This is a genomic window from Ulvibacter sp. 2305UL32-6 (genome assembly GCF_058148545.1).
On sequence record NZ_JBYVKA010000003.1, the window covers coordinates 198,677 to 225,045 of the forward strand.

The window sequence follows — 26,369 nt, forward strand, 5'->3', positions numbered from 1 at the left end:
TCACTCTGAAACAAAACTCTCCACAATAACGAAACATTCTAAATAGTTTTTTCGCTTTCTATAATCTCGTTTCTTCTCAAAATTAACATGTGAAATACGTCCATAATTGTGTTCCTGCTCAAGCTTGTATATCACTTGTAACAAATCGTCAAAATTACCTTGCAAACTAAACTGGTATGATGTCACTGCGCTTTTATCAACAACTATTGTATGAGGCTCATTAAAACTTGCAATTATAAATTGTTGGTTGGTCGATTCGGTATTTAGAAATTCTAATATATTATTTTGTATAGAAATATTTTTAATATTGTTTTTTGCCAAAATTGAGTCTGCAAATCGCTCGCGTTGGCTCAAATTTAGCATGTTTTGCCTAATGCCTTTTGCATTGACAGACTTTTGTTTCAAGTCACTAACCTCCTTTTTTAATTCAAAAGTTTTTGAAATGGAAAGTTGGTACAGCAAAAGCAATAGAACACCAAATCCAACTGTCAATAGTATGTTTTTATTCTTCTTTGTCATCTTGTAATTGTATCTCTATAGCAAATGAAGATGTGTCGCCTAAGGAATTGTATTTTATTATTGTAATTCCACTAACCCAAGAAAATTGTTCCAAATTTTCAATCCAATTAGAGAAGTTATTTTTATCTAAGCTCTCCCCTTCCAAAATGATAGTGTTAATGCGATATTCTATATCTTTATTAGGGCGTATAGATCTTGTTAAAGGTTGAAACTGGATTGAATTAAATACGATAGAAGCAGGCTTATTAACAACAATTCTATTGATATAAAAAGAACTTTTAGAGCCTCCACTACTTAAAATATTATCGACTATTTTTTCTTTGGACTGAACGACTCTTTGTTTAGCTTTAAATACTTCTTTTTGACTACTTGCTATTTGGGTTTCCTGAATTAAGGTCTGAGATTGGTTATCATAAAAATTATAAAAAAGCACATTAATTAGAAGAATTAAAAAAACTATTGCAAGGCCAGCGACAATTCCTTTTTTAAAAAAATTACCTTGCCGCTGTAACATTTTAAGCGCATTGTTTTTTTCAAGAAAATTTGAAGTAGTCAGATTATGGTCCAAAACATAATTGAACAAGCCCGAAAGAGCCAATAAATAGTTTGAATTTACCGTAATATCTTCTATTGTATATACCTGAGTATTTTCATTTCCTAATTTGAAAAAATCAATTGAGTTTTCTTGAATCATTAAAATAAATCGAGAGGTAGTAATTGATTTTTCATCCAAGATTGAGATTGAATTTACAACATTATTAAAACCTAATTTAAATCCAATAATATTGATATTTTGCGCCTTAAACTCATCTAAAATACTATTAACGTATTGCTTTCGGCAAATAGCAACAAAACATTTAGATGGAGTGTGTAGAATTTCATAGTAAAACTCGGAAGATGAAATACTCGGGAAAGCATGCGACAGCGCTTTAGAATCTAGTGCATAAGATGGAGACTCTTTGACTAATACCTGAGTCGTGTTTATTGTTAAGAAAGCATGGTGGATTTTAGCTGAGATTACCTCAATCCTAGAGTACTCAACAAACTTTAACTCCTGAAATTCCCCTTTGTTTTTTTTTGCAAAGACACCAAAAATTTTCTCTTCATCATCAATTGTAGAAAGTTCTAGACTACAGTATGCAATGCCATATCTCCAATATGATATAAGTTTTTGGAACATCAGTAAATCACTGTTGGTTTAATAAGAATATTCAAGTTTCGTTTTGTAGCTTCCCTACGTCTTTTACTGAAAAACCATTTAATAATTGGTATACGAGCTAATAATGGAACACCAGATCCTGAATCATCCTTCCTAATAGATTCAATTCCCCCTAAAACTACAACATCTTGATCCTGCATTCTTACAATTGATGAAAATTCACGACTCGTAATACCAGGAGGAGCATCTTCAGCAATTCGCTCGCCATTAAATGCCGATTGAATAACCTGAATATCTAATGTGATTTGGCCATCTCCTGAAACAAATGGTAGAATTTCTAATGAGAGTTCAGCATCTATAGGTACATAATTTCTTATTTCCGATGTTTGCGGGATCTGCGAACCATAGAAACTTTGACTTGTCACGGCGTAATAAGTAGTTTCCCCACTTGATAGAAAAGCTTTATGTCCATTAATAGTAGTAAGTTTTGGTGTTGATTTTACTTTGAGGGTGCCAGCAGATTCCATAGCCTTAATATCTAGGTAAAAGTTAGGTACAACCCTACCTATGTTTAATGATCCAAACCCATCAAAATTTCCAATAACCTTATTTACATCTTTCGCGCCTATTGTGACATTACCACTTGGAAAGAACTCCCCCTGCGTTTGAACTGGTTTGTCGCCTATTCCGAACGACACACCTGTTTCAGTAATAGCGCTTCTATTTACTTCTAAAATCATTACTTCAATTAGTATCACTGGAACAGGCTTGTCAATAAAACTTATGAACTCCTTAAAACGTTCCACTTTAGCCCCAGGACCACTAACAACAAAACTATTAAGTTCAACATCAATCTTAATCTCTATTCCATCTTTTATATTCTCAGGGATAATTTCTTCAATAGAAGACAAATTTGATGAACCTCCAGAGCTATTATTATTGTTTATTCGATTATTTTGATTTTGGTTCTGATTGAAGTTACTAAAAGATCCATCAGGGTTGATTCCAGAGTTATTGTAGTTATTTCGGCCAGCTCTTTTTTGTCCACCCCCAGATGGATTATCTAATGATTGTATCGAGCGATGCATCATGGTAACAAGTTCGACTTGTTTTAAGGATAATTGATCTTCAGTTCCGAAATAATAGATATTTCCATCTTTTTTAAAAGTAAAATTAGAAGATGTTTTCATTGAATTTCCCCCGACAGCATTTGCGGTTGCCATACCTCTAGATTCGTTAGATTGAAATATTTTTTCCAGTAAATAATCAAACCCTATGTCTTTTGCTTTGACTGTTGCCATTCCCGCCTCTTCTAGTGGAGAAGCCGTGAAAATATCCAAATTCAGATCTTCACCTAGGGTATACACAACATCAGCAATAGCAGTGTTCTGCAAATTTATTTCTACTCTTTTATTAAGTGTATCTAATATTTTATAGTAAAAATTACTTCTACTTCGCTTAACTGATCTTGAACTACTATTTGATCCTGTTTGATTTGAAGGTGTTGTTGAATCAAATGCCGAATCAAAAGTGTAAAAACCATCATCGGTTTTATTCAAATACAAATTATTAGATTCTGCCATTTTACTAAGCGCTAGCCCGAAAGGAACATTCTTAATATAGATAGATAAAGACTTCTTTTCAATCTCTGGTGTATACAATAAATTCTTACCCGATTGATCCATTATTTTTCTAAATACTTCATCCAGTTTGTCATTTTTTAAATCTAAACTCAAGGATTGATTTGTTGGAAAATACTCTACCAAAATCTCTTTTTCTTTTGGTTTTTCTGGAGACTTCTTGTATTTACTTATAGACAATATATTTCCAGTAAAATCAATATCTAACTCATATTCCTTTGCCAAAAACAGTAATACATCTGATACTGAAACATTAGTGAAGTTGTTTACTATATTAATTGAATTTAAATCTGGAGATACATTAATGTTTAACTCATGCACTTTTGCAATAGCTAGCAAAAAATTAGATAAGGTTGTTTGAGAAATATTAATATCTATGGATTGATCCAAACCAGCAACTTCTATTTTTAATACCTCAAATTGGTTTTTAATTTTGTTAATTCTAGTTTCATCTTGAGCATGGCTTTGCCCAAAAGCGCCAAATAATAGAATTATTATTAAGAATATGTTTTTCATATAATTTAGTTAGCCAAGATTGAATAAACTTCGTCTATAGATGTTTCCCCAGCGATTACCATTTTGAGAGCATTATCCTTTAACGTATTTAAATTCCTCTTCTCGAAATACTCATCAATTTGCAAATCATTGTTCTTTATTGCTATTTCTAATTCTTTTGTAATAGGAATGATTTCATAAATAGCTTTACGACCATCATAACCAGTATAAAAACAGTTCGTACAACCTTTAGCAATGAAATGGTGTTTTATTTGATCTTTTTCTTTAAGTGAATCTGGAAATATATCCTCAGTTGCCTCCTTTTTGATCTTGCAATGATTACAAAGTTTTCTAATCAGACGCTGCGCTATGCTCGTATTAATCGTTGAAGCTACCAAAAATGGTGGAACTCCCATTTCGATGAGCCTAGAAATAGTCGCCCAAGCAGAATTGGTATGAATTGTCGACAACACCAAATGACCCGTTAAAGCAGCTTTAATTGCCATATTAGCAGTTTTCTCATCTCGTATCTCCCCTACCATAATTATATCAGGATCTTGCCTTAAAAAAGACCTTAGTGCTCTAGGAAAATCAAATCCTATATCCTCTTTTATCTGAACTTGATTAATTCCATCAAGTGTATACTCAATTGGGTCTTCTATTGTAAGAATATTTGTAGCTTCATTATTAAGTAGTTTTAGGGTTCCGTATAGAGTCGTGGTCTTTCCTGAACCAGTAGGGCCTGAAATTAATACAATCCCATTCGGGCTTTTCACACCTTCCAAATACAATTTTAATTCTTGCTGGTGAAACCCCAGCTGATCTAATTCAACCGCTTCAGCATCTTGCTTTAAGATCCTAAGAACTATTTTTTCTCCATAAAGTGTAGGCATTGTTGATACTCTAATATCGAAGTCTTCAATGTTGTTTTTTACAGATATTCTTCCATCTTGAGGGAGACGCCTTTGAGATATATCTAACTTTGCTTGAATTTTAATTTGATTAATTAGTTGCGGATATTCATCCATCGGGATAAAATATTGTTCTTTTAGCTTACCATCAAGTCGAAACCGCACTCTACTATGTCCGGCATAAGTCTCTAAGTGAATATCACTACTGTTAAAATCTTTTGCTGTTTGCAGTAATCTTTCAAGAAAATTTGTTGCATTTAGCTCTTCTACCTCTTGAGTTATTTTACGATAATTGAGAGCTAACTGGGAATTAATATTCTTTGGAGTTTCTTCTACTAGGTTAAAATCAAAGTCCAATAATACATCTAAATCTTGCCTTAATACATCAATATTTTGTGAATCAGTCTTGAGAACCACCTGCGATCCTATTTTTTCTGTTGGAATAATTCTATAATGAAAAGCCTGATTAGGAGTAATAAGCTGTTTAAGAGAAATAGGAATTTTATAGTCTTCCATCAAAATAAATAAATTGAATCAAAATAGCCCGTCCAATCAATAAGATAAACTAATATCAAAAAAAGAGACATAAAGCCAGCGAGGGGAATACTGGAATGCCAAGACGCTGATAAATTTTTAAGCACATTGTGCAAAACGAATGTAAACAAAATGGAGAAAAGGAAGAAATTAATAAAGGTAATCGTTGGAAAAGAAATAGAAAACGCAACTAAGAATAGCAAATCTCCAAGTCCAAATACTTCTTTAAAGAAATTCCTCTTCAGAATTATTTTAGAGAAAAGAAAAAGGACTATCAGAATACAAAAGACTAAGACCAAATTTATGAATAAATATGCTTTATAGAGGTCAGAACTTACATTTTGAAACAACAATAGTGAACCACAGAATGCAAACACTGGAAATAAAAACACCCAAACAAGGCATTGTTTAAAGTCTTGATAAGCAATTATTCCTAAGGCTAAAACTAAGAGGCCTTTCACTAAAACAAGCATCTAATCTTTGATAATTTCTTTCAGAACACCACTTTCGTCAATTTCCCAAACATTAAAAATACCGTCACCATCAAAATCAACTACAGCCTCAGCTCTTGCTTTAAATGAACTGGTAGAAGCCTGTATGATTTCATAGGAATAATTGGCTGTGCCTCCTTGAGTAACCATCTTGGGTGCTTCAAAATCAATCTCATTGAACTCTATGGAATATTTTGAATTTAAATACTGGAATTGTGTTTGTAAATTGGAAATATATTTAAGTTGACTCTGAGCCTCTTGAGACTTAGCCTTAGATATTAATGGTTTAAAAATAGGCCACGCTGCCAACATTAATATTCCAATTATTGCCAAAACAACCAACATTTCGTTCAATGTGAATGCAGATATTTTATACCTGTCTAAGTTCTTAATGATTCTCATACAGCAAATATAAATGAATACAATTTAAAGAGGGTAAATCGATAAATTTTGATAAAATTAGACTAATTTATTTGCTCAACAGTATGAGTAGAAATCCTAAATATTTTATCAGGCTTTTAAGTATTTAATTATCAGTATTTTACAAAACTTCCTTGGCTTTTTAATTTAAAAATCTTCAATAATTGATAAATATTTCTATTTTAGCAAAGGACTAGTATATCTGAATATCATACTCCCCGCGGATTTAGAATTGAAAGACCCAACACAATTGGGCATTGTAAAAGATAAGATCTGTTTTTTTTATTAACGAATCCATATTATTAATTTTTTTAACCATCATTTTGAATGAAAAAGCTTTCGCTTCCTATCGCTTTAATTGCCCTACTGCTAAGTGTTATTTCTTTTTTTTACAATCAATCTCCTTCAGATTTAGTCTACGTTGATGTCAACAAGCTCGTTGATGGCTACGAACGAACCGCTATTGAAAGAGGCAAATTCGACGAAAAGGCTAAAACTATGCAAGCCAATGTCGATAGCTTAATTTCTGGTTGGCAAAATGAGTTGAAAAATTACGAGAGACAGCGTAGCTCCATGACTAAAAAAGAAATAGAATTAAAACAGGAATTACTATCCAATAAGCAACAACAAATAGGGAATTACCAGCAAGCTATAAAAAGACAAATTCAAGAAGAAGATCAGAAATCTACTCAAACCGTAATTGATGACATAAACGAGTACGTGAAGGAGTACGGAAAAAAAGAAAACTATAAAATTATCTTAGGCGCTAGCGGTAGTGGAAACATCATGTATGCGGCAGAGTCTACTGATCTCACTCAAATAATATTAACAGGTCTTAACAAGGGATTTAATAAAAAAGAATAACCTTTATGAAATTAACTTTGATTCTTTGTTCCTTAATTCTCTGTTCGTGCAATATACAAACGTTTGAAAGCAAAGAAGATCTGATTAGTTATATTAAAAACCCTGAAAATGGATATTTTCAAACCAAAAGTATTAAAGGTTTTAAGTTCGACTTACTCCTTCGTCCGACAGATTTATTAGTTGCTCAAGAATTAAGGGATAAATCGAATCTCATTGCAGTAGATAGTTTAAGAAAAAAATACTCTGAATACCTTTATTTCAGTTTATCCGTTTCAAATAATGCCCAAGAATTATTGAGCACGGTTCCAAAAAACAGAAACGAGTACGGACAAATGTCGGCTGAGCTATCATTTGGTTTAGAAAATATTGTTTTTCTTTATACAGCGAAAAAGGATACCATTAGAATGATTAACTATGTTCATCAAAGAACATATGGAATGAGCAAGAATTCGACATTTCTATTTGTCTTTCCAAAAGATATAAAGCTTGAATCAAATGAAATAATATTTTCGGTGAATGATATGGCTCGATTAAATCGTGACATTAAATTCACCTTTTCAAAAGTTCCGCGGGACGTTCAAATTAGTTTTTAAAAAATCAATTTTATAAATATGAAGAATACCTTCCAGAGCATATTAAGTAATTTGTCGCTAATTTGTCTAGTGCTATTTAGTCATATTGTTTTCTCTCAAGGACCGAATGCTCCTGAAGCTGGTAGTTTCGAGCCTGTTGATGCAACTGACATGGTCAACTTATTAACTGGTGATTTAACATATGTACTCCCTTTATTGAATGTGCCAAGTCCGGAAGGTGGATATCCTATTTCCTTATCTTATCATGGTGGAATTGCCTTAGATCAAGAAGCTTCATGGACTGGTCTTGGATGGAACTTAAATCCTGGCGCCATCAACCGATCAATTAATGGGTTCCCTGATGATTATAATAACGTTAGATTTCATGAGTTTTTTTATGATGAAGGAGGGTCTGAAACTAACCACAGTATTTCGGTTGGATATTCATCAAATGGTAGTTTATCTGTAGGGCTGAATTTTTCGTGGGGATCGAATAAGTCATTAGCTGGGAGCGTTAGTCTGGGCTATGGACCAGCAGCAGGAATTGGCACAAATGCATCAATAGGCACCAACGGTCAGCAGTCTATTGGAATCGGTTATCAAAATAGTGGTGTTTCATTAGGCGGGAGCATAAACAATGCTGGTGTAAGTGGAAATTTTGGAATTAGTGATAATGTTGCTGGGCTTAATTTAAACGCAAGCTCATACGATGGAGTTAGTGCTAGTGTTACAGTGGGAATGAGCACTTCGAAAAACAAAGGTGATAGCGTAGGCCTTACTTTAGGAACTAATGGCATCGGAGTTTCATATCGTCGAGAAAATGACAATGGGAGTTTTGGAGGAATTGGGGTTGGTTTTACCAATTCTTTTAGTAATACAATTCATCAGGGAGATTATACAGTAAGACAGTTTAGTTCTGTAATACCAGTATTCGTGCCTACTCCTATAGGGGTATTTTCTGCTAGCATAGGAAAACAAAAGACTGTATGGTATTTAGACAAAATAACTGAGAATATAATAAACGGACCTCTTTACTTTAATGAAACAACAGAAGATACATTTAGGGTTTCTTGTTATAGAAGATATAATACTCAGTGTAATCAAAGCTGGCTAGAACCTTTTTTTTATTATTCTGAAACAGCAGAAACTTCGGTAATTGCTAATCAAATTAAATCTTACCAAGAGTCATTATATACTTGCGCTACTTGCGAAATTTCAACACTAGTGGAATCTTTTATGGATGTATATGAAATTCCCATGCTAACGAATTCTCCAACCTTTTTAGATAGAAACAACGCCGTCTTTCCAAATTTTGATAGCTTTAATGTGCAAGCTCAAGGAATATCTGGGAATATGTCAATTAAACATTTTGAAAACGGAAATTTGTTTAATCTTTCGAAGGACTTTTATGATAATTTTTCTGTCGTTTATACCATCAATGGCAATGCAAATAATAATCCAGACGAAAAATTTACTTTTGAAGAAAAACCCCAATTCTATTTTGAGAATGAGTTCTCTTCTTATCTTGGCACAGCTCCCGCAACTTTTAATACTAGTAATCAAAATGGAATACTTGATTATCATTTACTCTCAAATCCTGATGGATTGGATAGAAGAAAAGTTTCTAATTATATAGAATATTTCACGAACGAGGAGGTGTTTTCCAATGATCAAGAAAAGTACAGCCGAGGATATATTGAACCTCGAAATATAAATGACCTGTCTAATTCTATTCCAAAAGGTATTGGCGCCTTCACTATTACAAATGCTGAAGGTAAGAAATTTCACTATTCAATTCCGGTATATAACTATGCTACTGTAACTAGGACAATTGGAGTAATTGATGGTAAAGCTGAGGAGGATTCCTATTTCGAGAAAATACAGGATGAGCCTTACGCAACACATTGGTTGTTGACCGCGGTTACTGGTCCTGATTATGTCGACCTCAATAATAACCACAGAGTCGACACTGACGATTACGGTTATTGGGTTGAATTTGACTATGGAAGATGGTCAGAAGCCTATGCTTGGAAAACTCCCTATGGAAAAGAATTTACGGAATCAAAAGATGATGAGAATGTAAAAACACGAACTGCGGGATATAAGGACATTTACTACTTAGACGCGATCATTACAAGAACACACACTGCAATTTTTAGTAAATATCTTAGATACGACAATAAAAGCTACAACTGGAAATATGAATCGGTCAATTGGAGTAATAATCAAAGTTCCAATGACTTTGATGAGGTTTTCAACATCCCATCACAATATTGTCTTAAACTCGATAAGGTATTATTATTTAAAAATGAAGACATAGGGAATTTGAATAAGGAAAGTGGTATAAATATGCCTTACTCCAATCCTAGCTCAGTAAACATTCAATTTCCACGTCCAAATAGTGTGTCAAATACCCGATACTTTAATTTAGACAATAAAATTTATGATCGTTCCGATATTGAAAGTGATTTATTGGATAAAGCAATAAAGGTGATTGAACTAAATTATCGAAGCCCGGAAGCATCTTTAGTTAAAAACACCCCAAATTCTCAGGGTGTTGAAACTGGACGCCTTACTCTTGCTAGCGTTAATTTCCGAGGCAGAAATAATAGCAATGTACTACCTCCTTACCTCTTTGATTATTATGACACTGACAATTTTAATTTAGATGATATGAACGACTGGGGTTATCACAAAGTGAATCCCTGGACATGGTCGTTAAAACAAATTCTCACACCGCAAGGAGGTAAAATAAACATAAATTATGAGTCTGATGACTTTCATAAACCCGCAATACAGAATGGAAAGCTTTTTACGAGACAACTAGAATTTGAGTTTTTATCGTTGCCCCCTACTGGAGGCAACAACCCCGATACTGCTCCTGAGGGTTCAATGACAATCCGAATCAGGCCTGATCAAAATGATCCAATAACTAATAATCTGCAACTAGCTGATTATTTTGACCCAACGCTACCTTTCTTCATTGATTTATGGCATTCATCAGTAATTAACTCTGGAGGAGGAAATTTTAACTTTTCGACAATTGATATTAGGGAAAAGATGGCAACTATTACCAACTTGAACGCGGCTCAGAACTATATGGATATTCAAGTACAGGCATCAAGCCCCTACTATGGTGGTAGTTTTAACATTCAGGTGCAGCCTCTATCATATATTCAAGCCAATGATCAGTATGGAGATTTTCGAGATAATCAGAAAAAACCTCGCTATGAGAAAGCCTGGGTCCCAGCAAATGGTTCTGGAAATCTTAGATATTCTTTGCAATTTAAAATTGTAGGAAATCAACAAACTTTTAATGAGGTTGATGGTGATATTAGGGTAAAAAGTGTAACAATTGATGATGACATAAATACTTATAAAACAGAATATCTCTATAACGAAATTGGATATGACGAATATCCTACGGATAATAACTACAAATCTTCTGGTATTGTTTCATATATCCCGAATGAGGAATATGCCCCTATTCCTTACAGCTCTGAACTCCCCTCTCCGAAAGTGATGTACGAATATGTAGGGGTTCGAAATGTTGATAACGACAATCAAAATCAAACAAAAACTTCTTATCATTTCAATGTGCTTAAAGAAAAATCTCCTGGAGAAATAAAGTTTGGAAACATCTTTGAAATTACATCGGCAACAAATAATTATAATAATACTACTGCTAACAAGGACGTATCAATTAGTGAAATAATATTACACGATAACTTATCTGCTGTTGGACAATTGTTAGATGTCAAAAATTATAATGCTAAAGGACATTTAGTTTCCGCAGTTGAAAATGAATATTTTGATAGAATAGATAGACCATCAAATCAAGGCGTTGAACAGCAGTCCTATCAGACTTATAAGGAAATTGATTATAAGAGAAATAGTGCAAAGGATAAATGGATAATAAATTCTTCAACTCGTAGAAACTATACACAAGCCCTAAAAAGTAAAAGTACTTTATCTAATAATACGCCATCTAGTCTATTTTATACTGAGTATGACAATATTAGTGGTGCCGTAATGAACACAAAGTCTTTGACTAGTGGGGGTTATGAAGTTTTTAATAGTGTTCTACCAGCTTATAGAATAGATGAGTACAACAATCCATTGTTAACTTTTGGTATGGGAAGTAAAGTAGATGATATAACTAATAAGAATATGCTTTCTCAAATTGCCGTTAACACATCTTCTATTTTGTTTATCTCAAATAATCAGGTCTTTAATAAAATTACGGGAGTTGGTATAACCACATGGTCTAACGATTGGACATATTTAGATTATGCGGGAAATAAATATCAAGAACCTATTGAAAATTCTGTTTGGAGAAAACACAAAACATTCCTTTGGGATGGAAACTTAGATTCTGATGGTGGATATATTGGCTATGATGTTGCCACCAATGATGGATTCAATTGGTCTATATCTGCTAATGTACAACCGCAACCATGGAAAGAAATATCCAGAATAATGTATTACGATCATTATTCAATGCCTATTGAGGTTAGGGACATAAATAGTAATTCAATAGCCAAAAAAACATGGGACAATCAAAGTAAAATTTTTGCAGCTGGTAACGCTCAGTTTAGTGAAATCTATAGTAGTGGTGCTGAAAAAATTGAGTCTAGTAATGGCACAACTTATTTAGGAACTGGTATCTCAATGACCTCTTCAATACGTACCGAAGACAAATCACATACAGGTCAGTATTCTATAAGTGTTAGTACATCTAACGAAGCTTTTAAAACAAATTTAATATCTGGGGATCATAATGACGGAATATATAGAATTTCTGTTTGGGCTCATAAAGATAACTTTCAGAGTGCTCGAATAAAACATGGATCCAATAATCCAGAAGTATTTAATGCGGAAAAAGTTTTTGCTGGAAATTGGGTTCAATTAAATCATGAGGTACTTCTTAGCTCAAATCAAGAATCGATCTATCTTACCTCATCTAATGGTATAGTGTTTTATGATGACTTCCGTTTATATCCAATTGAATCTACCATGCAGACATATGTTTATAATAATTATGATCAGTTAGAAGCAATATTAAATGGAAATAATATGGCTACTAAATATAAATATGATAGAGCCGGTAGATTAATTAGAACTTATAAAGAAACCTCAGATAATGCAACGATTATGGGAGGATTTAAGAAAGTGCAAGAATATCAATATAACTACGAACGTGATTTTCAGAATGGAAACAACGGAAATGACTCCTATCCTCCAATTACAGCTTCAATTAATATTCCTATAGACAGTTATAGTTGTGACCCTAATGATCCAACTTGTCATGAGTGTAAAGCATTCACTCCATTTGTTTATAATTTAGAGGGTGGATCTGGAACATTTAGTTTTGATTGGCAATTTAGCACCAATGTTGATTCCAATTGGACCAGCCATGGTGTTACTTCAATTCCTGAAACTAGCTTTCCATATAATATTACCAATTCTGTTTTTTGTGAAACGAATACAAGTTATGTATGGATAAAATGGAGATGTATAATTTCTGACACAGCAGGAAATTCAATCACAATTCCGACTAATTCAACTCAACAAAATTTTGATTGTGGTTGTATTCCTCAATAATTTTTAAAAAGATAAACATGACTAGAAAATATATACACATTCTCTTATTGCTTTGTCTATCAATTTCAATCCATACACATGGGCAGGAAATTGTTTGGAGTGAAATAAGTTCATTTAATTATAATGCAACAAGTAATACTCTATCAAGTAATATTACTTCAGGAAATGAATCATATATTTTATCTCAAAGTGATTTACCTTCCAACGATATGGGGTATGTTGAATTAACTAATTTCAATTTAGATAATAGTGCCATTACGCCACAATCTGAGATAGATTTTCTATCACTATATTTTACTTTTGAAAACAGCTTTAGCCTTGCTGAAGTGCATGCAAATAGTTATTCAATTACTTACTCAGCTACAAATCAAACGATCAATATTAGTAGCCCTAACGGCATTATAGCTATATTAGAAAATATAACACTAAATAATTTAGATATATTCAGAATTGAAAAAATAGAAAATAATAAAATCCTATTAAAATTTAATACGAATGAATATTTTATTACAGATAACTTTATTGATGATGGACGTATTTCTTTGAGAACTGCAACAAATAATTTTTCATTTGATATTAGTACTGATGGTTACAGAACTGTCGACACAACACCATCCATACTAGTCACCGATGATGATAAGAATTGGGTTTTTTCAAAATCGTTTGATAATAGTAAAGCACTGAGAAGTGCTTCCGTAGGATACTTTGACGCATTAGGAAAATTCACACAGTCTCAATCTCGAGATTTCAAAACGAATAAAACGTGGGTCAATGAAACTCGATATGATTATCAAGGTAGACCAGCTTTACAAACGCTCGGGGAACCCCTTCTGGGTACCACACAAGACTTTACTTTTAAGGAAGACTTCATAATTAAAAATCATGATGGACAACCACTTACAACTAGTGGTATAGAATGGGATCCTGAAGGACCTCCAAAAGTACGGTCTAATATACCTGGTTCTTTAGGTTATTATTACAGTAACAATAATAATTCAGAAACATTTCAGGATGTCACCAATAGACCTTATTCAAGAACAGTATATGATGAACTAAATCCAGGAAAAGTACGCGCTGTTGTTGGAGGTAAGACATTAGATGTAAATAACAATAATACTGAAGATGGTCTTTTAGATGAGTTTCCACAAGGCTATTCGCACACAATGCCAGCTGCTCAGGAAATGTATTATGCATTTGGGCAGAATTATTTTGATGGGCCAGTTACTTCAAATGGAAAAGAAGTAATTGCAAAAATTTTCAAAACCGTTTCAATAGATGCTCACGGTAATGAATCGGTAAGTTTTTCTGATTCCGAAGGAAAATTATTAGCAGCAGCCCGTTCAGGAGGAAATACTTCTTATGAAGTTAAATATGTCATGGGTGAACAAGGCTACATAGATGTACATATTCCTACTAATTGGGACACAAGCTTCGAATTATTTGGTTGGGGAACTGAATATACCATCCAAAACTTGAGAACTGGTGAAATATTATCAAATTATATTGACATAAGCGCAGGAAATTTTTATAGAATAAGCCATCCCAGTCCCGGAAATGGAAAAACATATATAACTTCTGGCGGCGACATTAATCGAGATGCTGGTTCTAAAGGGATTAAATATAATGTAAATTACTATGACTATTCTTTAAATTATTATGATAAAGCAGGTTACTTGAAAAAAAGCATTCAACCTATAGGTTTTCATGCTTCTGCCTATGATTTAAGCACTGGAACCCCTACGCATGCCTTTGCATCTACATATTACTACAATGCGTCGGGAGAATTACTAAATACATCTAGTCCCGATGAAGGATCGGCATTCTTTGTATATCGTGAGGATGGTCAAATAAGATTTTCTAGAAATACCTTACAAGCTGCAAATGATGAATTTTCATACACGAATTATGATGATAAAGGAAGGCCTATTGAGAGTGGTGTTAGTGAAAGTGAAGTGCCATTTTTTCCAACAATTTCAACTGGTATTCCTGCATTCGCGGTTCAAGATAGTATATCTTCGGGTAGCGGTATCATAACAAAAATTGGAGAAACCAATTGGAACAACTCTGGCTTTTATTCGAACGAAAATACAGGTACGAGTAATTTTAGTTTAGAATTCCAATTTTCTCAGAATACGGAAGGCCTTGTTGGTCTTTCTGAAACTAATATAGATGGTAGTTATACTACAGTACCTTATGCCTTATATTTTGCAAATAATCAAGTTGATGTTTACAGCAACGGTACTCCACAAATGCGCTTTGCATCACCTTATATGGATTCAGATACATTTAGCATAGAACGAAACAACAATACTATCTTCTTTAAAAAAAATGACGAAGTACTTTATCAAATGAACCCTTGGTCTAGCACTGCTCCTAGTTTTCCTGAATTGTATGTTGATGGGGCTCTTTATACGGAAAATTCTGTGGTAAGTAACATGGTAATGAATGAACTTAGCACTACTACAACTACAACCCCACCTCCGGTAGATGATTGGATCGTTGACCCCACTACGTGCAAAGAACAGATTTTTACATCATACGACATAGCTGATGTAAGTGGAATTAATGATGTCATTAACCCTCAAGTTGCATCTCGAGACCAAAGGCATTTAGCAGGAAATGTCTCTAAAACTTGGACAAAAAATCCATCTACAAGTACGACATGGTACAGTTATGATGTATATGGACGTGTTGAATGGATGCTTATGTATATTAACGGATTAGGTGTTAAAACGGTAGACTACACGTATGATGATGCAACTGGACAAGTTACCAGAGTTGAATATCAAAGGGATGATGCTGTTGATAGATTTACTCACAAATACCTATATAATGATGTGGGTCAATTGATTACAGTTGAGACTTCCAGGGATAATCTTAATTATATTGAACACGCTAATTATAGTTATTATGAAACAGGAGCTTTAAAGAGAGTGATTCTTGCTGAAGGTTTGCAAGGAATAGATTACGTCTATAATCTAAATGGTCAATTAAAAGCAATAAACCATCCTAGTTTGTCCAATACGTATGATCCTGGAGAAGATCAGAATGATGCATTCGGCCTTGTTATAGATTACCACAAAGATGATTATTCCAGACAAGGAACCAATATCAATGCTACTAGTGATGGTATGGACAGATATGACGGAAATATTAAATCAACGCGTTGGGGTACTACTGGGCTTTCAGCAAATACGGGTTATCAATTTACCTATAATAAAAATAATTGGTTGACTGGAGCCACATTCGGAGTTTTTTCAAATGGTGGTGCTTTTACTCAGAATAGTAATAATGATTATAATCTTTCTAATCTTAGTTATGACTCTAATGGAAATATTCTTTCATTAAATAGAAATAAAGATTCTGGAGCTAGCAGTAATTCAATGGATGTATTGTCTTACAACTATTATTCAAATAAAAACCAACTCAGTCATGTAGACGATGCTTCTACCGCGCCCGAAGATGTAGGAGATATTAAGGATCAAATTCCAGATACGTACATATACAATAGTATTGGGCAACTTGTCGCGAACACTCAAGATGAAATCGCATATAATTATTATGCAAACGGTCTTGTGAAGTCAGTTAATTCTACGGTTTCTGGAAGTGATCAAGGCATATCTATCTTTTATAATGATAGGGGTCATCGAGTACTGAAAAGCACTAGTTATCAATCTACTTCTGGACCAGAGACTTTTTATGTTAGAGATGCTTCTGGACAGGCCATAGCGATTTACACCATTCCAACAGGAACAAAACCAATCGTTACTACAGAGTTTCCTATATATGGTATATCTAGACTTGGCGTTGCTGATCAGAATAATATTTTCAAGTACCAAATGACAGACCATTTGGGAAATGTACGAGCAGTTATAAAACGAGATGGTAATGTAATTACCGTATTAGATGAAGATTTTGGCAATGGTATTGTTCCTACTTGGACTCACACGCAAAATACGGTTTTACAGGTAGTTGGCCAAAGACTTAAGGTTTCTGCGGTTAACAATACGCCTGATGACGTAAGTGCAACTTTTCCTGTCACCGCGGGAAACACCTATAGCATAAGATTTGAACTAGATTTGGATGAAACCATAAATAGTTTCCAATATTTTGTAAGCAACAGTCCTAGTGCACCAACTACAGCTATCAATAGTACAAGTTCCAATGGTGAATTTACTTTTACTTATACGGCCTTATCGACAGGAAATGTATATTTAAACTTCAGGCTTGCAACCTCACCATTCCCTGGATCTCAAAACAACTATTATTTAGATAATGTTAAAATAGTTGATGTAACAACCTCAAATATCCCAATCATGTTGGCCCGCAAAGATTACTATCCCTTTGGGATGCCAATGCCAGAGCGTAATGATGAAGGAGAATATCGATACGCTTTTCAAGGGCAGGAAAAAGATGCAGAAACGGGCATGGAGGCGTTTGAGCTGCGACTTTGGGATGCGAGGATCGGAAGATGGTTGAGCCCAGACCCTTATGGTCAGTTTCATTCGCCTTATTTAGGGATGGGGAATAATCCAGTTAGTGTAATTGATCCTGACGGAGGGTTTGCTTGTATTGATGCTGATGGGAACTCTTTTCCTTGTCCAGATGGATTTGAACAATTTAATGGTCCAACTCAGACCGATGCTTATTTTGATGAAAATAATAATTTTCTTTTCCAAGCTGACTATCAATTAGAAGTGGTAACAGTTACTGCAACTAGGCATACAATTTCTGCCGATAATAGAACAGCTTCTGAGCGACAAGCAACTTTCCAGCAATGGGATCAGTTTTATAAAGATTTAGAATTTACTAGAAACAGGTATGCCAACTATACGAATTTGGGAAATCCATATTCTGCATATAACGTAATGGAAGGAGCGGCCTATGGAGCAGTTGATTATGCAACAGGGGCTCTGATAGGAAAAGGAGCAAGTTTAATTAGTGGGTCAAAAAAAGGAGCGGATCTTGGGAGAAAATTAGACTTTGTTTTCGGAAAAGCCACAGGAAGATTACATAACCTGCAAAGATCTAAAGCTATGTTAAAAGTTTTAAATGATATAGATATTTTTGACAATAATGCAGGAAGAACTTTATTGGCAAATCATTTTAATTCTGTATTAAAAGATGGAACAAATATAGCTAAATCTGCTGGTGGGTTCACGACTAGAGAATCTTTTCTTATGGGAAGGTCTGGAGGAGTTAAAGTTATAAGTGTATGGCAAGATAAAATCTTAAGATCAGTAATACTTAAGGCAGGAAATTAATAATATTTGATAATGGCTAAATTAGTAATTAATAATATACAATATAGATTTCAAAAATTCAGAAATCTTATGGAATTTGACAACTATAATAAGCAAAGATCTTTCAAGCATAAGTCTATTAATATATCTAAAAACAAATCATATATTTATTCTTATGAAGGCATTGATTCATTATTAAACTCTGATGAGTTTATTCTGGCTTTTAGTAGTGATGAAGAGGAAAATGATCTTTTTTTCCTTTATTCTAATGACTTGAATTTTACTGCATATACTACTGGTGAAGAAACAATAGTTATAGATTCAAATTATAATGAAATACAAAGGATTTATAATTTAACTCCAGTTATGGATATATACTCTACTAGCAATAAAATTATTGTTATTGAAGAATTTAGTATCAATATAATTAATAAAAAAGGTGTTTTAGAAAAAAAATCAACATATGATGAAAACATAAAAGATTATGACCTTAAAGGTAAAAACCTAATTATTTTACTAGATGATGAAACAAAAATTGTCGAACTATTATTACCGGATTAAAAACAGATATATTAATCCCCCCTGCTAGCCCTAGTTTGTAACTAGTGGCGTATTGAATAAGCAAAAAGATAAGTTATAAGAACTACTGTAAGAGGCAGCTTTTTTTATGCGATGGATTTAAGTTTTACATTTTTAATAAGTGCATCAATAGTGTAGAGAATATACTTGCGTTCTTCCTCGTTAAACTCTTCTATATCCTGAAAGCGTTTCAATATCTCTGGGTTTTTGAAAAGCGCTGCATTATCGTTTTCGCCAGGTAAGTAAGCAATAAAAGTATTAGGAGCTGTGCCAGTTTTTTTCGATATCTACCGCCGGTGTCGATATTCCTTTGGGAGCTCCTATTGATAGAGAATTACAACAATCTTTAAACCTTACAGGCCTTAAGGTACAGCCAGACGATATGTTTATCGTTATAAAAAATCTAACACAGAATTCTTTCTTATAGTTGACGAATACTCTCATCTTGAAGATTATTGTAACAATAATTATATAGGATACGGATCATACAAAAATCATTTAATCCTGTTTTGGGAGACCGCGAATAGTTCTTTTGACAATCTTCTAAACGAAGAAAAAGAAGTTAGTAAAAAGAAAATCTTTCCTAATCGTAAGTTTATAAAGGATAAAGTTCCTAGTCTCATTGGCTTGTCAATTAATATTTATAAATATTATATGACTGGTGATAAAATTTTAAGGGAACAATCCGACTTTTATCCGACAACAATTCATAGTAAATACAAAAGGAATTTTGATAGTAAAACTTCTAAAATGTTAAAAAAACCAATCTGTCAAATTGATAGTGCCTATACTAGCAGTACTATAACTTTGACAAACCTATTGTCATTTAGACAGCGTGTTGAGCAATATTTCATAAGGCGACTTATATCTTTCAGTAGCCCTTATTAAAATTTGAAAAAAACTTAACAATTTTTTAAGCAGTAACGTTAGATTATATTTCGCTTAAAGTTTGCTCCATTCAATAACTTAACGAATTCAATCTTAATTTAATGTCAGAGTAGAATGATAGATAATAATTATGTCAAGTATTTAGTACTTCTCTAATTATTCTTCTAAATTAGCCTTTGCTAAATATCCACAAAATTATATTAGATGAAAACAACTCATTATATTTTACTAATACTTACCATGGCATGGACGTCAATCATTACGGCTCAAACAGACAAGGGAACCTTTTTTATTAATGGAAGTTCAACTTTCAGTGCAAACTTTACTAATTCTAAAATAAAGTCTGATGATCTTGAACGGAAGAACACTGAAAACACCAATATGTCCGTGTCGCCAGGATTTGGGTACTTTTTGGCAGATAATTTGGTGGGAGGTCTTAGTATAAATTATTCTTATTTTTCTGAGAAAAGCACCGTAACTGGAGACAAGGCGAAGAGTAATTCATTTGCCATAGCACCGTTTGCACGCTATTACTTCGGTCAAAGCAAAACGAAACCTTACCTCCAAGCCAGGGCAGGGGTAGGTTCATCCAAATTTGAAAACATTGGTGAGAATTCTGAATTTTCATATACTTCAAAAACAGGCACATTCTTATATTCCTTTGAAGGCGGTGTTGCAATTTTTTTAAATGAGAAAGCCTCAATAGATGTAGGGGTTAGTTATTTATCCTCATCAAATACTCCAAAAGAAGATAACCAAAATAACACGAGATTTGTTTCTAGTGGTTTTGGCTTGGGAGTTGGAATAAGTCTCTATTTATGGGAAAAAGATGAATAAACATTTCCCGTATTTAACCAACAAGTTCGTCAATCTAGAAAAAAAAGAGAATTAATAGCCGTATTTCATTCAAGTATTTTTAAGGGAAAAGCAAGAATTTTTGAGCAAAAACTAGAAATTTATTACTGAGGAAGTAAAACTTGCATCTCCATCAAAAGTTACCAATTTCATCGGCATAGTGTGGGCTCCTAATAGGTAGCCACAGATTACAGAGTAGGTTAGGAAATAGAGATTAGATTTATATACTTGGACAGATTAAGTATCACTGATCAAAGCTTTAAAAAATTAAATTGGATAATATCGGGATTGGCTTGTATACGATACTCTAATAATGTATTTTAGTGTTAAACACCATTGTATTGAAATCGATAATTGTTCTATTATTTTGTTTTGTACTTTTCTCTTGTAATGCCATTAAGTATGAGACAAAAACAACGAAGGCTCTCCCTGAGTTAGGTACTATTGGAGAATATCGTGACTTTTTATTACAATCTATTGAAGATGATAAGACAGTACCCAAACTAGTTTCTCCTGTTCGAGTTAAATTTGAGAAGATTGAGTTTTCTAAGCGTAAAATTTTTATTAAAAATGACTCGATTACTGATCCAAAATCAAACGAAAAGCTACTTACATTGAAAGTTCTAGATCAGTTTTCGTTAATTAATCAGATAAATAACAATAGAGAGTTACTTGATTTTTTAAAAAATAGCAATAACTCCCAAATCATTACAGAAGTTACCATTAAACTTCCAGACAATATTCGTGAGCAGATCGAATCTGCTAATGAATTGTATCTTGTTCAAAATAAAGAAAAAACGCTTTCAATTGAGTTAAGATATGAAGCACAAAAACCGAACTACATTGAATTTAGTCAAGGTAAGATTGTTGATATTACTGCTTCCAGTTTTTGTTGGGGTAATTCTAAAGGATATAAAGTCGAAATTCTGGATTTAGTTGGAATAGGAGATAATTGTAATTCTCAAAGTTATAAATCTGCTCGTAAAGCCGAACGTAAAAACGCTATTAAATTTTAATGTTTAATTTAAAACATATAATCGCAGTTGTATCAATTTTTGTTAGTTTCTCTTGTGAAGATGGTGGTCTTTTAATTGAAACTGACATCAGTGATAAAAACTTAACTTTAATAGCGCCAAGTAATGGTTCTGAAGTCGCGACTAATGTTGTGTTCTTTGATTGGGAGGCTATTGAAGATGCTACAAGTTATGAGATTCAAGTGGCAAGCCCTAATTTTGATAACATTGATCAATTAGTCCTCAGTAAAATTGATTCTATAACTACAAGTCAACTGAATATGGTCTCGGGTGATTACCAATGGCGAGTCCGTGCTAAAAATAGTAATTATGAGACAGCATTTACTACAGCTTCTTTTAGTGTAATTGCTGTTGATGATTTTTCTAATAACGTCGTGTTACTTATATCTCCAGAAAATGATTTGATCACAAATAGTGCTTCTCAACAACTTCAATGGGAAGCTGTTCCAGATGCATCTGTTTACAGAATTGTAATAGTAGATGGTTCTGGGAATGAGTTAACTAGTGAAACAACAGCTAATACTTCTATTCAATTAGAATTTGACGATGGTCAACTAATATGGAAAGTGAGAGCAGAAAATGATAACCAAAGTACATTATATTCTTCGAGAAATATTTTGGTTGATACCGTATCACCGAATACTCAATCTTTATCATCCCCAGCAAGCGGTGTTACTTTAAATGATCAACTTGTTTCCTTTGGATGGTCACGGGAGCTAATTGAAGGAAGTGAAGAAAGCGATAGTTTGTATGTATATAGAGATATGCAATTAACAGACTTATTTCTAAAAGAAGCGGTTTCATCACCGTTTGAGACGATGTTAGAAAATGGCCAATATTTCTGGAATATGAAGGCATTTGATGCCGCAGGAAATGAAAGTTCAGTGAGTAATACTTTTGATTTCACAGTTGATCAATAGAGTTGAAAAATAATAAAAACATAAAAATTTTACTGCCTTTAGTGGTATTGTTATGGGGTGTACTTATTTATAAAATAGTAAGTGCGCTAAATCCATCACATGCTGGATTTTCTACGATAACAAGTAAATTTGTTGCCCCCCAAATAAAACCAAAAGATACTTTTTCCTTGCTTCCCATTACAAGTGACCCATTTTTAGGAACCGTGTACATAAAAAAGAAAGTACAGAGAATAAGTTCCAAAGTTTCTACAGTTAAAAAAGAAGCTACACCGTGGCCACAGATTAATTACTTTGGTTTAGTTTCTGATAATAACTCCACAACCAGCATCTATATTCTCCAAGTGAATGGCAAACAGTATTTACTTAAAAAAGGAGATACTATTGAGAGAATTAAACTTGTTTCAGGCTCCTCAGAAAAGGTTGTTATTAAGTACGACAAAGCATCCAAAGAATTTCCTATAATGTGAATATTTTAGAAAAAATAAGAGGCTCTGCCATGCAGTTTGCAATATTGGTTGCAACCATTGTTTTAATTCTACTGGGTTCATTCATAGCCTTATCAAATACACGCAGTTTTTTTCAAATTCAATCGCAGCTTCTATTTGAAACCATTGATACTTCAAACAAAGGCATTCGGTATGGTCTTAATCCTTTGAGCACATTTCAAGATTCGATTTACATTCAAGATAATCTTAACGAACTAATTGTCAAAAAGGATGCTTGGGGCGGCTATGTGCGATTAACTTCAACGGCAAAGACAAAGAATAAGACATTCCAAAAAATAGCTCTCATTGGAAATGCAGGAACGACTCCAAAAATAAGTTTACTGGTTTCGGATGATGAACTACCCCTTACTATAGCCGGCAACACTCAAATTGAAGGTAATGTATATCTCTCGATTAAAGGCATTAAACCATTTTTTCTAGGTGCAAATGCCTATAAGAAAAATTACCTTGTTAGTGGATCAATATCTACAGGTAGCAACTCACTCCCAAAATTATCTTCCTCATGGATTAGGGAAACAGAGAACCTTTTGAAATATCGCCCAACAGCAAATGATATTTTAGTGGAGAGAAAATACAACAATCAAAATTCGTTTTTTGAAAAGAAGCAGTTTTTTTTCGAGGAAGGACCAATACTTCTTTCTGAAAGCTACATTGGAAATATTATTATAATCAGTAAAACAGAAATAATAATTTCATCCAACTCCAAATTAACAGAAGTTGTAATTGTTGCGCCAAAAATTACTATTAAAAGCGGTTTTTCTGGGAGTGCCCATTTTGTAGCGAATGAGACAATTTTGGTTGAAGAAAATGTACAATTGCTATATCCATCCTCACTTGTTCTGATTGATTCTACTGTAAGCAGAGATCTCCCTCCTAATGAGGGAATGGAGCCTATTTACATTTCTGAAAATTCTATGATCTACGGAAATGTCATCTATTTATCTGATAAAAGTAAAATCCAAACGCATAAATCTAAAGCAGAAACAAATATTAAAATCGCTGAAAATACAATTCTCAAAGGCAGTATTTATTGTGATGGAAATACTGAACTTTTAGGTACCATTTTAGGTGCTGCATTTACCAATCGTTTTGTGGCTAAAATTGCAGGTTCTAGATATATGAACCATATTCTAAATGGTCGTATATTTGGGAATGATGTTCCAAATAACTACGCAGGTCTACCTCTTGAGCATAACGAAAAAAACATTGCTAAATGGTTATATTAAATAAGATTAGAGCAGGTACTTTGATTGAAACACTAATTGCCTCTGTAATAATTGTTACCATATTTGCAATTGCCAGCCTTAGTTTAAACAATGTTTTTAAGGGAGTTGTCAAAGGGAATAATACTCCACTACAGAACCGCCTAAAAGAAGTTACATACATGACACTTCATGAAAAAATAGTAATCCCATATTTTGAAGCAACTGACCTTTGGGAAATATCGATTGAATCATCAAATGATAGAATTATAATGAATTCAGTTAATAAAAGAAATCAAAAAGAGTTTCAAACTGTATTGAACGATGATTCATTTTAAAAAAATAAAAGCTTTTACCCTTACAGAAATGTTACTAGTAATGGTTATTACTTCAATTGTGGTGGGTTTAGCATTTACCATTCTTACCCTTTTTACAAAGAATACGCAGATCATTGGGAATAATTATAACAACTCAACCAAGCGAAATCTATTAGAACAACAACTTACAGTTGATTTTAATCGATTTCACACCGTTTATTATCACCAAAATAATCAAGAGCTACATTTAAGAAATCCATTGGACTCAATAACCTATACATTTGAAGAAGAAATAATTATACGTGGAGTAGACACACTTTTGACCGAAAAAACTGAAATCAGTATTCTTAACAACGGCAACCAAATTAAGCAAGGGCTTGTAGATGCAATAAAAATTGAATTTATTGAAGATCTAACAGGTTCTTTTCTTTTTATTTATAAACTAAATGATGCAACTATAAATATGTCTATGTATGGGAATTAAATTTGAAAATATATCTAATAAGACCGTTTCTGAAAACAAGAACAAGACAAGTTTCTTGAATAAAGAAATCAATTTATTTGGTGGTAATTTTTCAAACAAAGCCAAGGAACAATTCTATGGCGAACTTAGTGTTCTTCTTAATTCTGGAGTAAATCTTAAGAGATCTTTGGACTTGATTTCTGATATGCAGAAAAAGGCTAAAGACCAAAAGTTAATTATTGATATTTCAAAAGGAATTGTCACTGGAAGTTCATTATCCGAAGTTTTAGAGAAAAATAAACATTTCTCACCTTATGAATACAATGCCGTTGCAATCGGAGAACAAACGGGGCAGTTAAAGGAAATTACAGAAGATCTCAGAGAGTATTTTCATAGGAAAACGGAGCTAAAAAGGCAATTAATAACATCCTTGACCTATCCAGCCATTGTAATGCTTACAGCTTTTCTCGTAATCATCTTCATGCTCAAATATGTTGTACCCATGTTTGAAGATATTTTCAAACAAAATAAAGTAGAACTCCCGTGGATAACACGACAAATAATTAATGCTTCTACTTTTATTCAAGAACACGGACTCGTCGTACTTTTATCGACGTTAGCCTTCGTCATAGTTATGAAATGGCTTTCAAAGCAAGGCTTTTATTATAAAATTATTGGATTTATCCAGCTTAAAATTCCTGTGCTAGGAAATTATATAAGGAAGATTTATTTAATACAATTTACTCAAGCAATGGCACTTCTTACAAATGCCAAAATTCCAGTGGTTAGTGGCATTTATTTAGCAAGAAGAATGATTCGTTTTTATCCACTTGAAAAGTCATTAATAGCTATCGAAAAAGACCTCATACAAGGGACTAAACTGTATGAAAGTTTTGCTAAACATGAATTATATGACAAGAAAATGATTGCGCTTTTAACTGTCGCTGAAGAAACCAATCAAACTGAGTATATTTTTCAAAAGCTGTACGATCAATACAGCACAGCACTTAAGTATGAGGGGGGAATTATTTCAAATGTTCTAAATTTTCTAATGACACTTTTAGTGGGAGTAATAGTTGGAGTAATTCTAGTAGCTATGTATTTACCAATGTTTAAGCTTAGTAGTGTGATTGGGTAGAGCTTTGTTAATGAC

Annotated in this window: 18 protein-coding genes; 13 read left to right on the forward strand and 5 right to left on the reverse strand. The window is 33.3% G+C overall.

The window, feature by feature from the left end; translation table 11 throughout:
- From ACY2RU_RS10630 to ACY2RU_RS10650, 5 genes are all read right to left on the reverse strand, one after another.
- Positions 1–519: a hypothetical protein gene (locus tag ACY2RU_RS10630; protein WP_490138437.1), complete on the reverse strand. Its 519-nt coding sequence runs from the start codon at positions 517–519 to the stop codon at positions 1–3.
- Positions 503–1,699 (reverse strand): hypothetical protein, encoded by a 1,197-nt coding sequence (locus ACY2RU_RS10635; RefSeq protein ID WP_490138438.1) that lies wholly within the window; start codon positions 1,697–1,699, stop codon positions 503–505. Before ACY2RU_RS10635 ends, ACY2RU_RS10630 begins: the two co-directional genes overlap by 17 nt.
- The gene (locus ACY2RU_RS10640) at positions 1,699–3,834 is read right to left on the reverse strand and encodes a type II secretion system protein GspD (protein WP_490138439.1); all 2,136 of its coding nucleotides are present in this window, start codon (positions 3,832–3,834) and stop codon (positions 1,699–1,701) included. Before ACY2RU_RS10640 ends, ACY2RU_RS10635 begins: the two co-directional genes overlap by 1 nt.
- A 5-nt stretch (positions 3,835–3,839) precedes the next feature.
- On the reverse strand, positions 3,840–5,240 hold the full coding sequence (locus tag ACY2RU_RS10645) for a GspE/PulE family protein (protein WP_490138440.1): 1,401 nt from the start codon (positions 5,238–5,240) through the stop codon (positions 3,840–3,842).
- A gap of 491 nt (positions 5,241–5,731) precedes the next feature.
- Positions 5,732–6,151, reverse strand: coding sequence for a type IV pilin protein (locus ACY2RU_RS10650; protein ID WP_490138441.1), 420 nt, complete (start codon positions 6,149–6,151; stop codon positions 5,732–5,734).
- 345 nt (positions 6,152–6,496) lie between these two features.
- Between ACY2RU_RS10650 and ACY2RU_RS10655 the strand changes: the two genes are divergently transcribed.
- From ACY2RU_RS10655 to ACY2RU_RS10715, 13 genes are all read left to right on the forward strand, one after another.
- The gene (locus tag ACY2RU_RS10655) at positions 6,497–7,033 is read left to right on the forward strand and encodes an OmpH/Skp family outer membrane protein (protein ID WP_490138442.1); all 537 of its coding nucleotides are present in this window, start codon (positions 6,497–6,499) and stop codon (positions 7,031–7,033) included.
- 5 nt (positions 7,034–7,038) lie between these two features.
- Positions 7,039–7,626, forward strand: a complete 588-nt coding sequence (locus ACY2RU_RS10660; protein WP_490138443.1) for a hypothetical protein — start codon at positions 7,039–7,041, stop codon at positions 7,624–7,626.
- 18 nt (positions 7,627–7,644) lie between these two features.
- The gene (locus ACY2RU_RS10665; protein ID WP_490138444.1) at positions 7,645–13,209 is read left to right on the forward strand and encodes a hypothetical protein; all 5,565 of its coding nucleotides are present in this window, start codon (positions 7,645–7,647) and stop codon (positions 13,207–13,209) included.
- A 17-nt stretch (positions 13,210–13,226) separates the two neighbouring features.
- On the forward strand, positions 13,227–18,473 hold the full coding sequence (locus tag ACY2RU_RS10670; RefSeq protein ID WP_490138445.1) for an RHS repeat-associated core domain-containing protein: 5,247 nt from the start codon (positions 13,227–13,229) through the stop codon (positions 18,471–18,473).
- Positions 18,474–18,485: 12 nt separating this feature from the next.
- Positions 18,486–19,013, forward strand: a complete 528-nt coding sequence (locus ACY2RU_RS10675) for a hypothetical protein (protein ID WP_490138446.1) — start codon at positions 18,486–18,488, stop codon at positions 19,011–19,013.
- 1,110 nt (positions 19,014–20,123) lie between these two features.
- Positions 20,124–20,756: an outer membrane beta-barrel protein gene (locus ACY2RU_RS10680; protein WP_490138447.1), complete on the forward strand. Its 633-nt coding sequence runs from the start codon at positions 20,124–20,126 to the stop codon at positions 20,754–20,756.
- Between the two features lie 359 nt (positions 20,757–21,115).
- Positions 21,116–21,790 carry a hypothetical protein gene (locus tag ACY2RU_RS10685; protein ID WP_490138448.1) on the forward strand — a complete coding sequence of 225 codons (675 nt, stop codon included), beginning with the start codon at positions 21,116–21,118 and terminating at the stop codon, positions 21,788–21,790.
- Positions 21,790–22,728: a hypothetical protein gene (locus ACY2RU_RS10690; RefSeq protein WP_490138449.1), complete on the forward strand. Its 939-nt coding sequence runs from the start codon at positions 21,790–21,792 to the stop codon at positions 22,726–22,728. The genes ACY2RU_RS10685 and ACY2RU_RS10690 overlap by 1 nt, the downstream gene beginning before the upstream one ends.
- A gap of 2 nt (positions 22,729–22,730) precedes the next feature.
- Positions 22,731–23,195, forward strand: coding sequence for a hypothetical protein (locus ACY2RU_RS10695; protein ID WP_490138450.1), 465 nt, complete (start codon positions 22,731–22,733; stop codon positions 23,193–23,195).
- On the forward strand, positions 23,192–24,460 hold the full coding sequence (locus ACY2RU_RS10700) for a hypothetical protein (protein WP_490138451.1): 1,269 nt from the start codon (positions 23,192–23,194) through the stop codon (positions 24,458–24,460). The genes ACY2RU_RS10695 and ACY2RU_RS10700 overlap by 4 nt, the downstream gene beginning before the upstream one ends.
- On the forward strand, positions 24,448–24,774 hold the full coding sequence (locus ACY2RU_RS10705; RefSeq protein ID WP_490138452.1) for a hypothetical protein: 327 nt from the start codon (positions 24,448–24,450) through the stop codon (positions 24,772–24,774). Before ACY2RU_RS10700 ends, ACY2RU_RS10705 begins: the two co-directional genes overlap by 13 nt.
- Positions 24,761–25,237 carry a prepilin-type N-terminal cleavage/methylation domain-containing protein gene (locus ACY2RU_RS10710; protein WP_490138453.1) on the forward strand — a complete coding sequence of 159 codons (477 nt, stop codon included), beginning with the start codon at positions 24,761–24,763 and terminating at the stop codon, positions 25,235–25,237. Before ACY2RU_RS10705 ends, ACY2RU_RS10710 begins: the two co-directional genes overlap by 14 nt.
- Positions 25,227–26,354 carry a type II secretion system F family protein gene (locus ACY2RU_RS10715; protein ID WP_490138454.1) on the forward strand — a complete coding sequence of 376 codons (1,128 nt, stop codon included), beginning with the start codon at positions 25,227–25,229 and terminating at the stop codon, positions 26,352–26,354. Before ACY2RU_RS10710 ends, ACY2RU_RS10715 begins: the two co-directional genes overlap by 11 nt.
- Positions 26,355–26,369 lie beyond the last annotated feature (15 nt).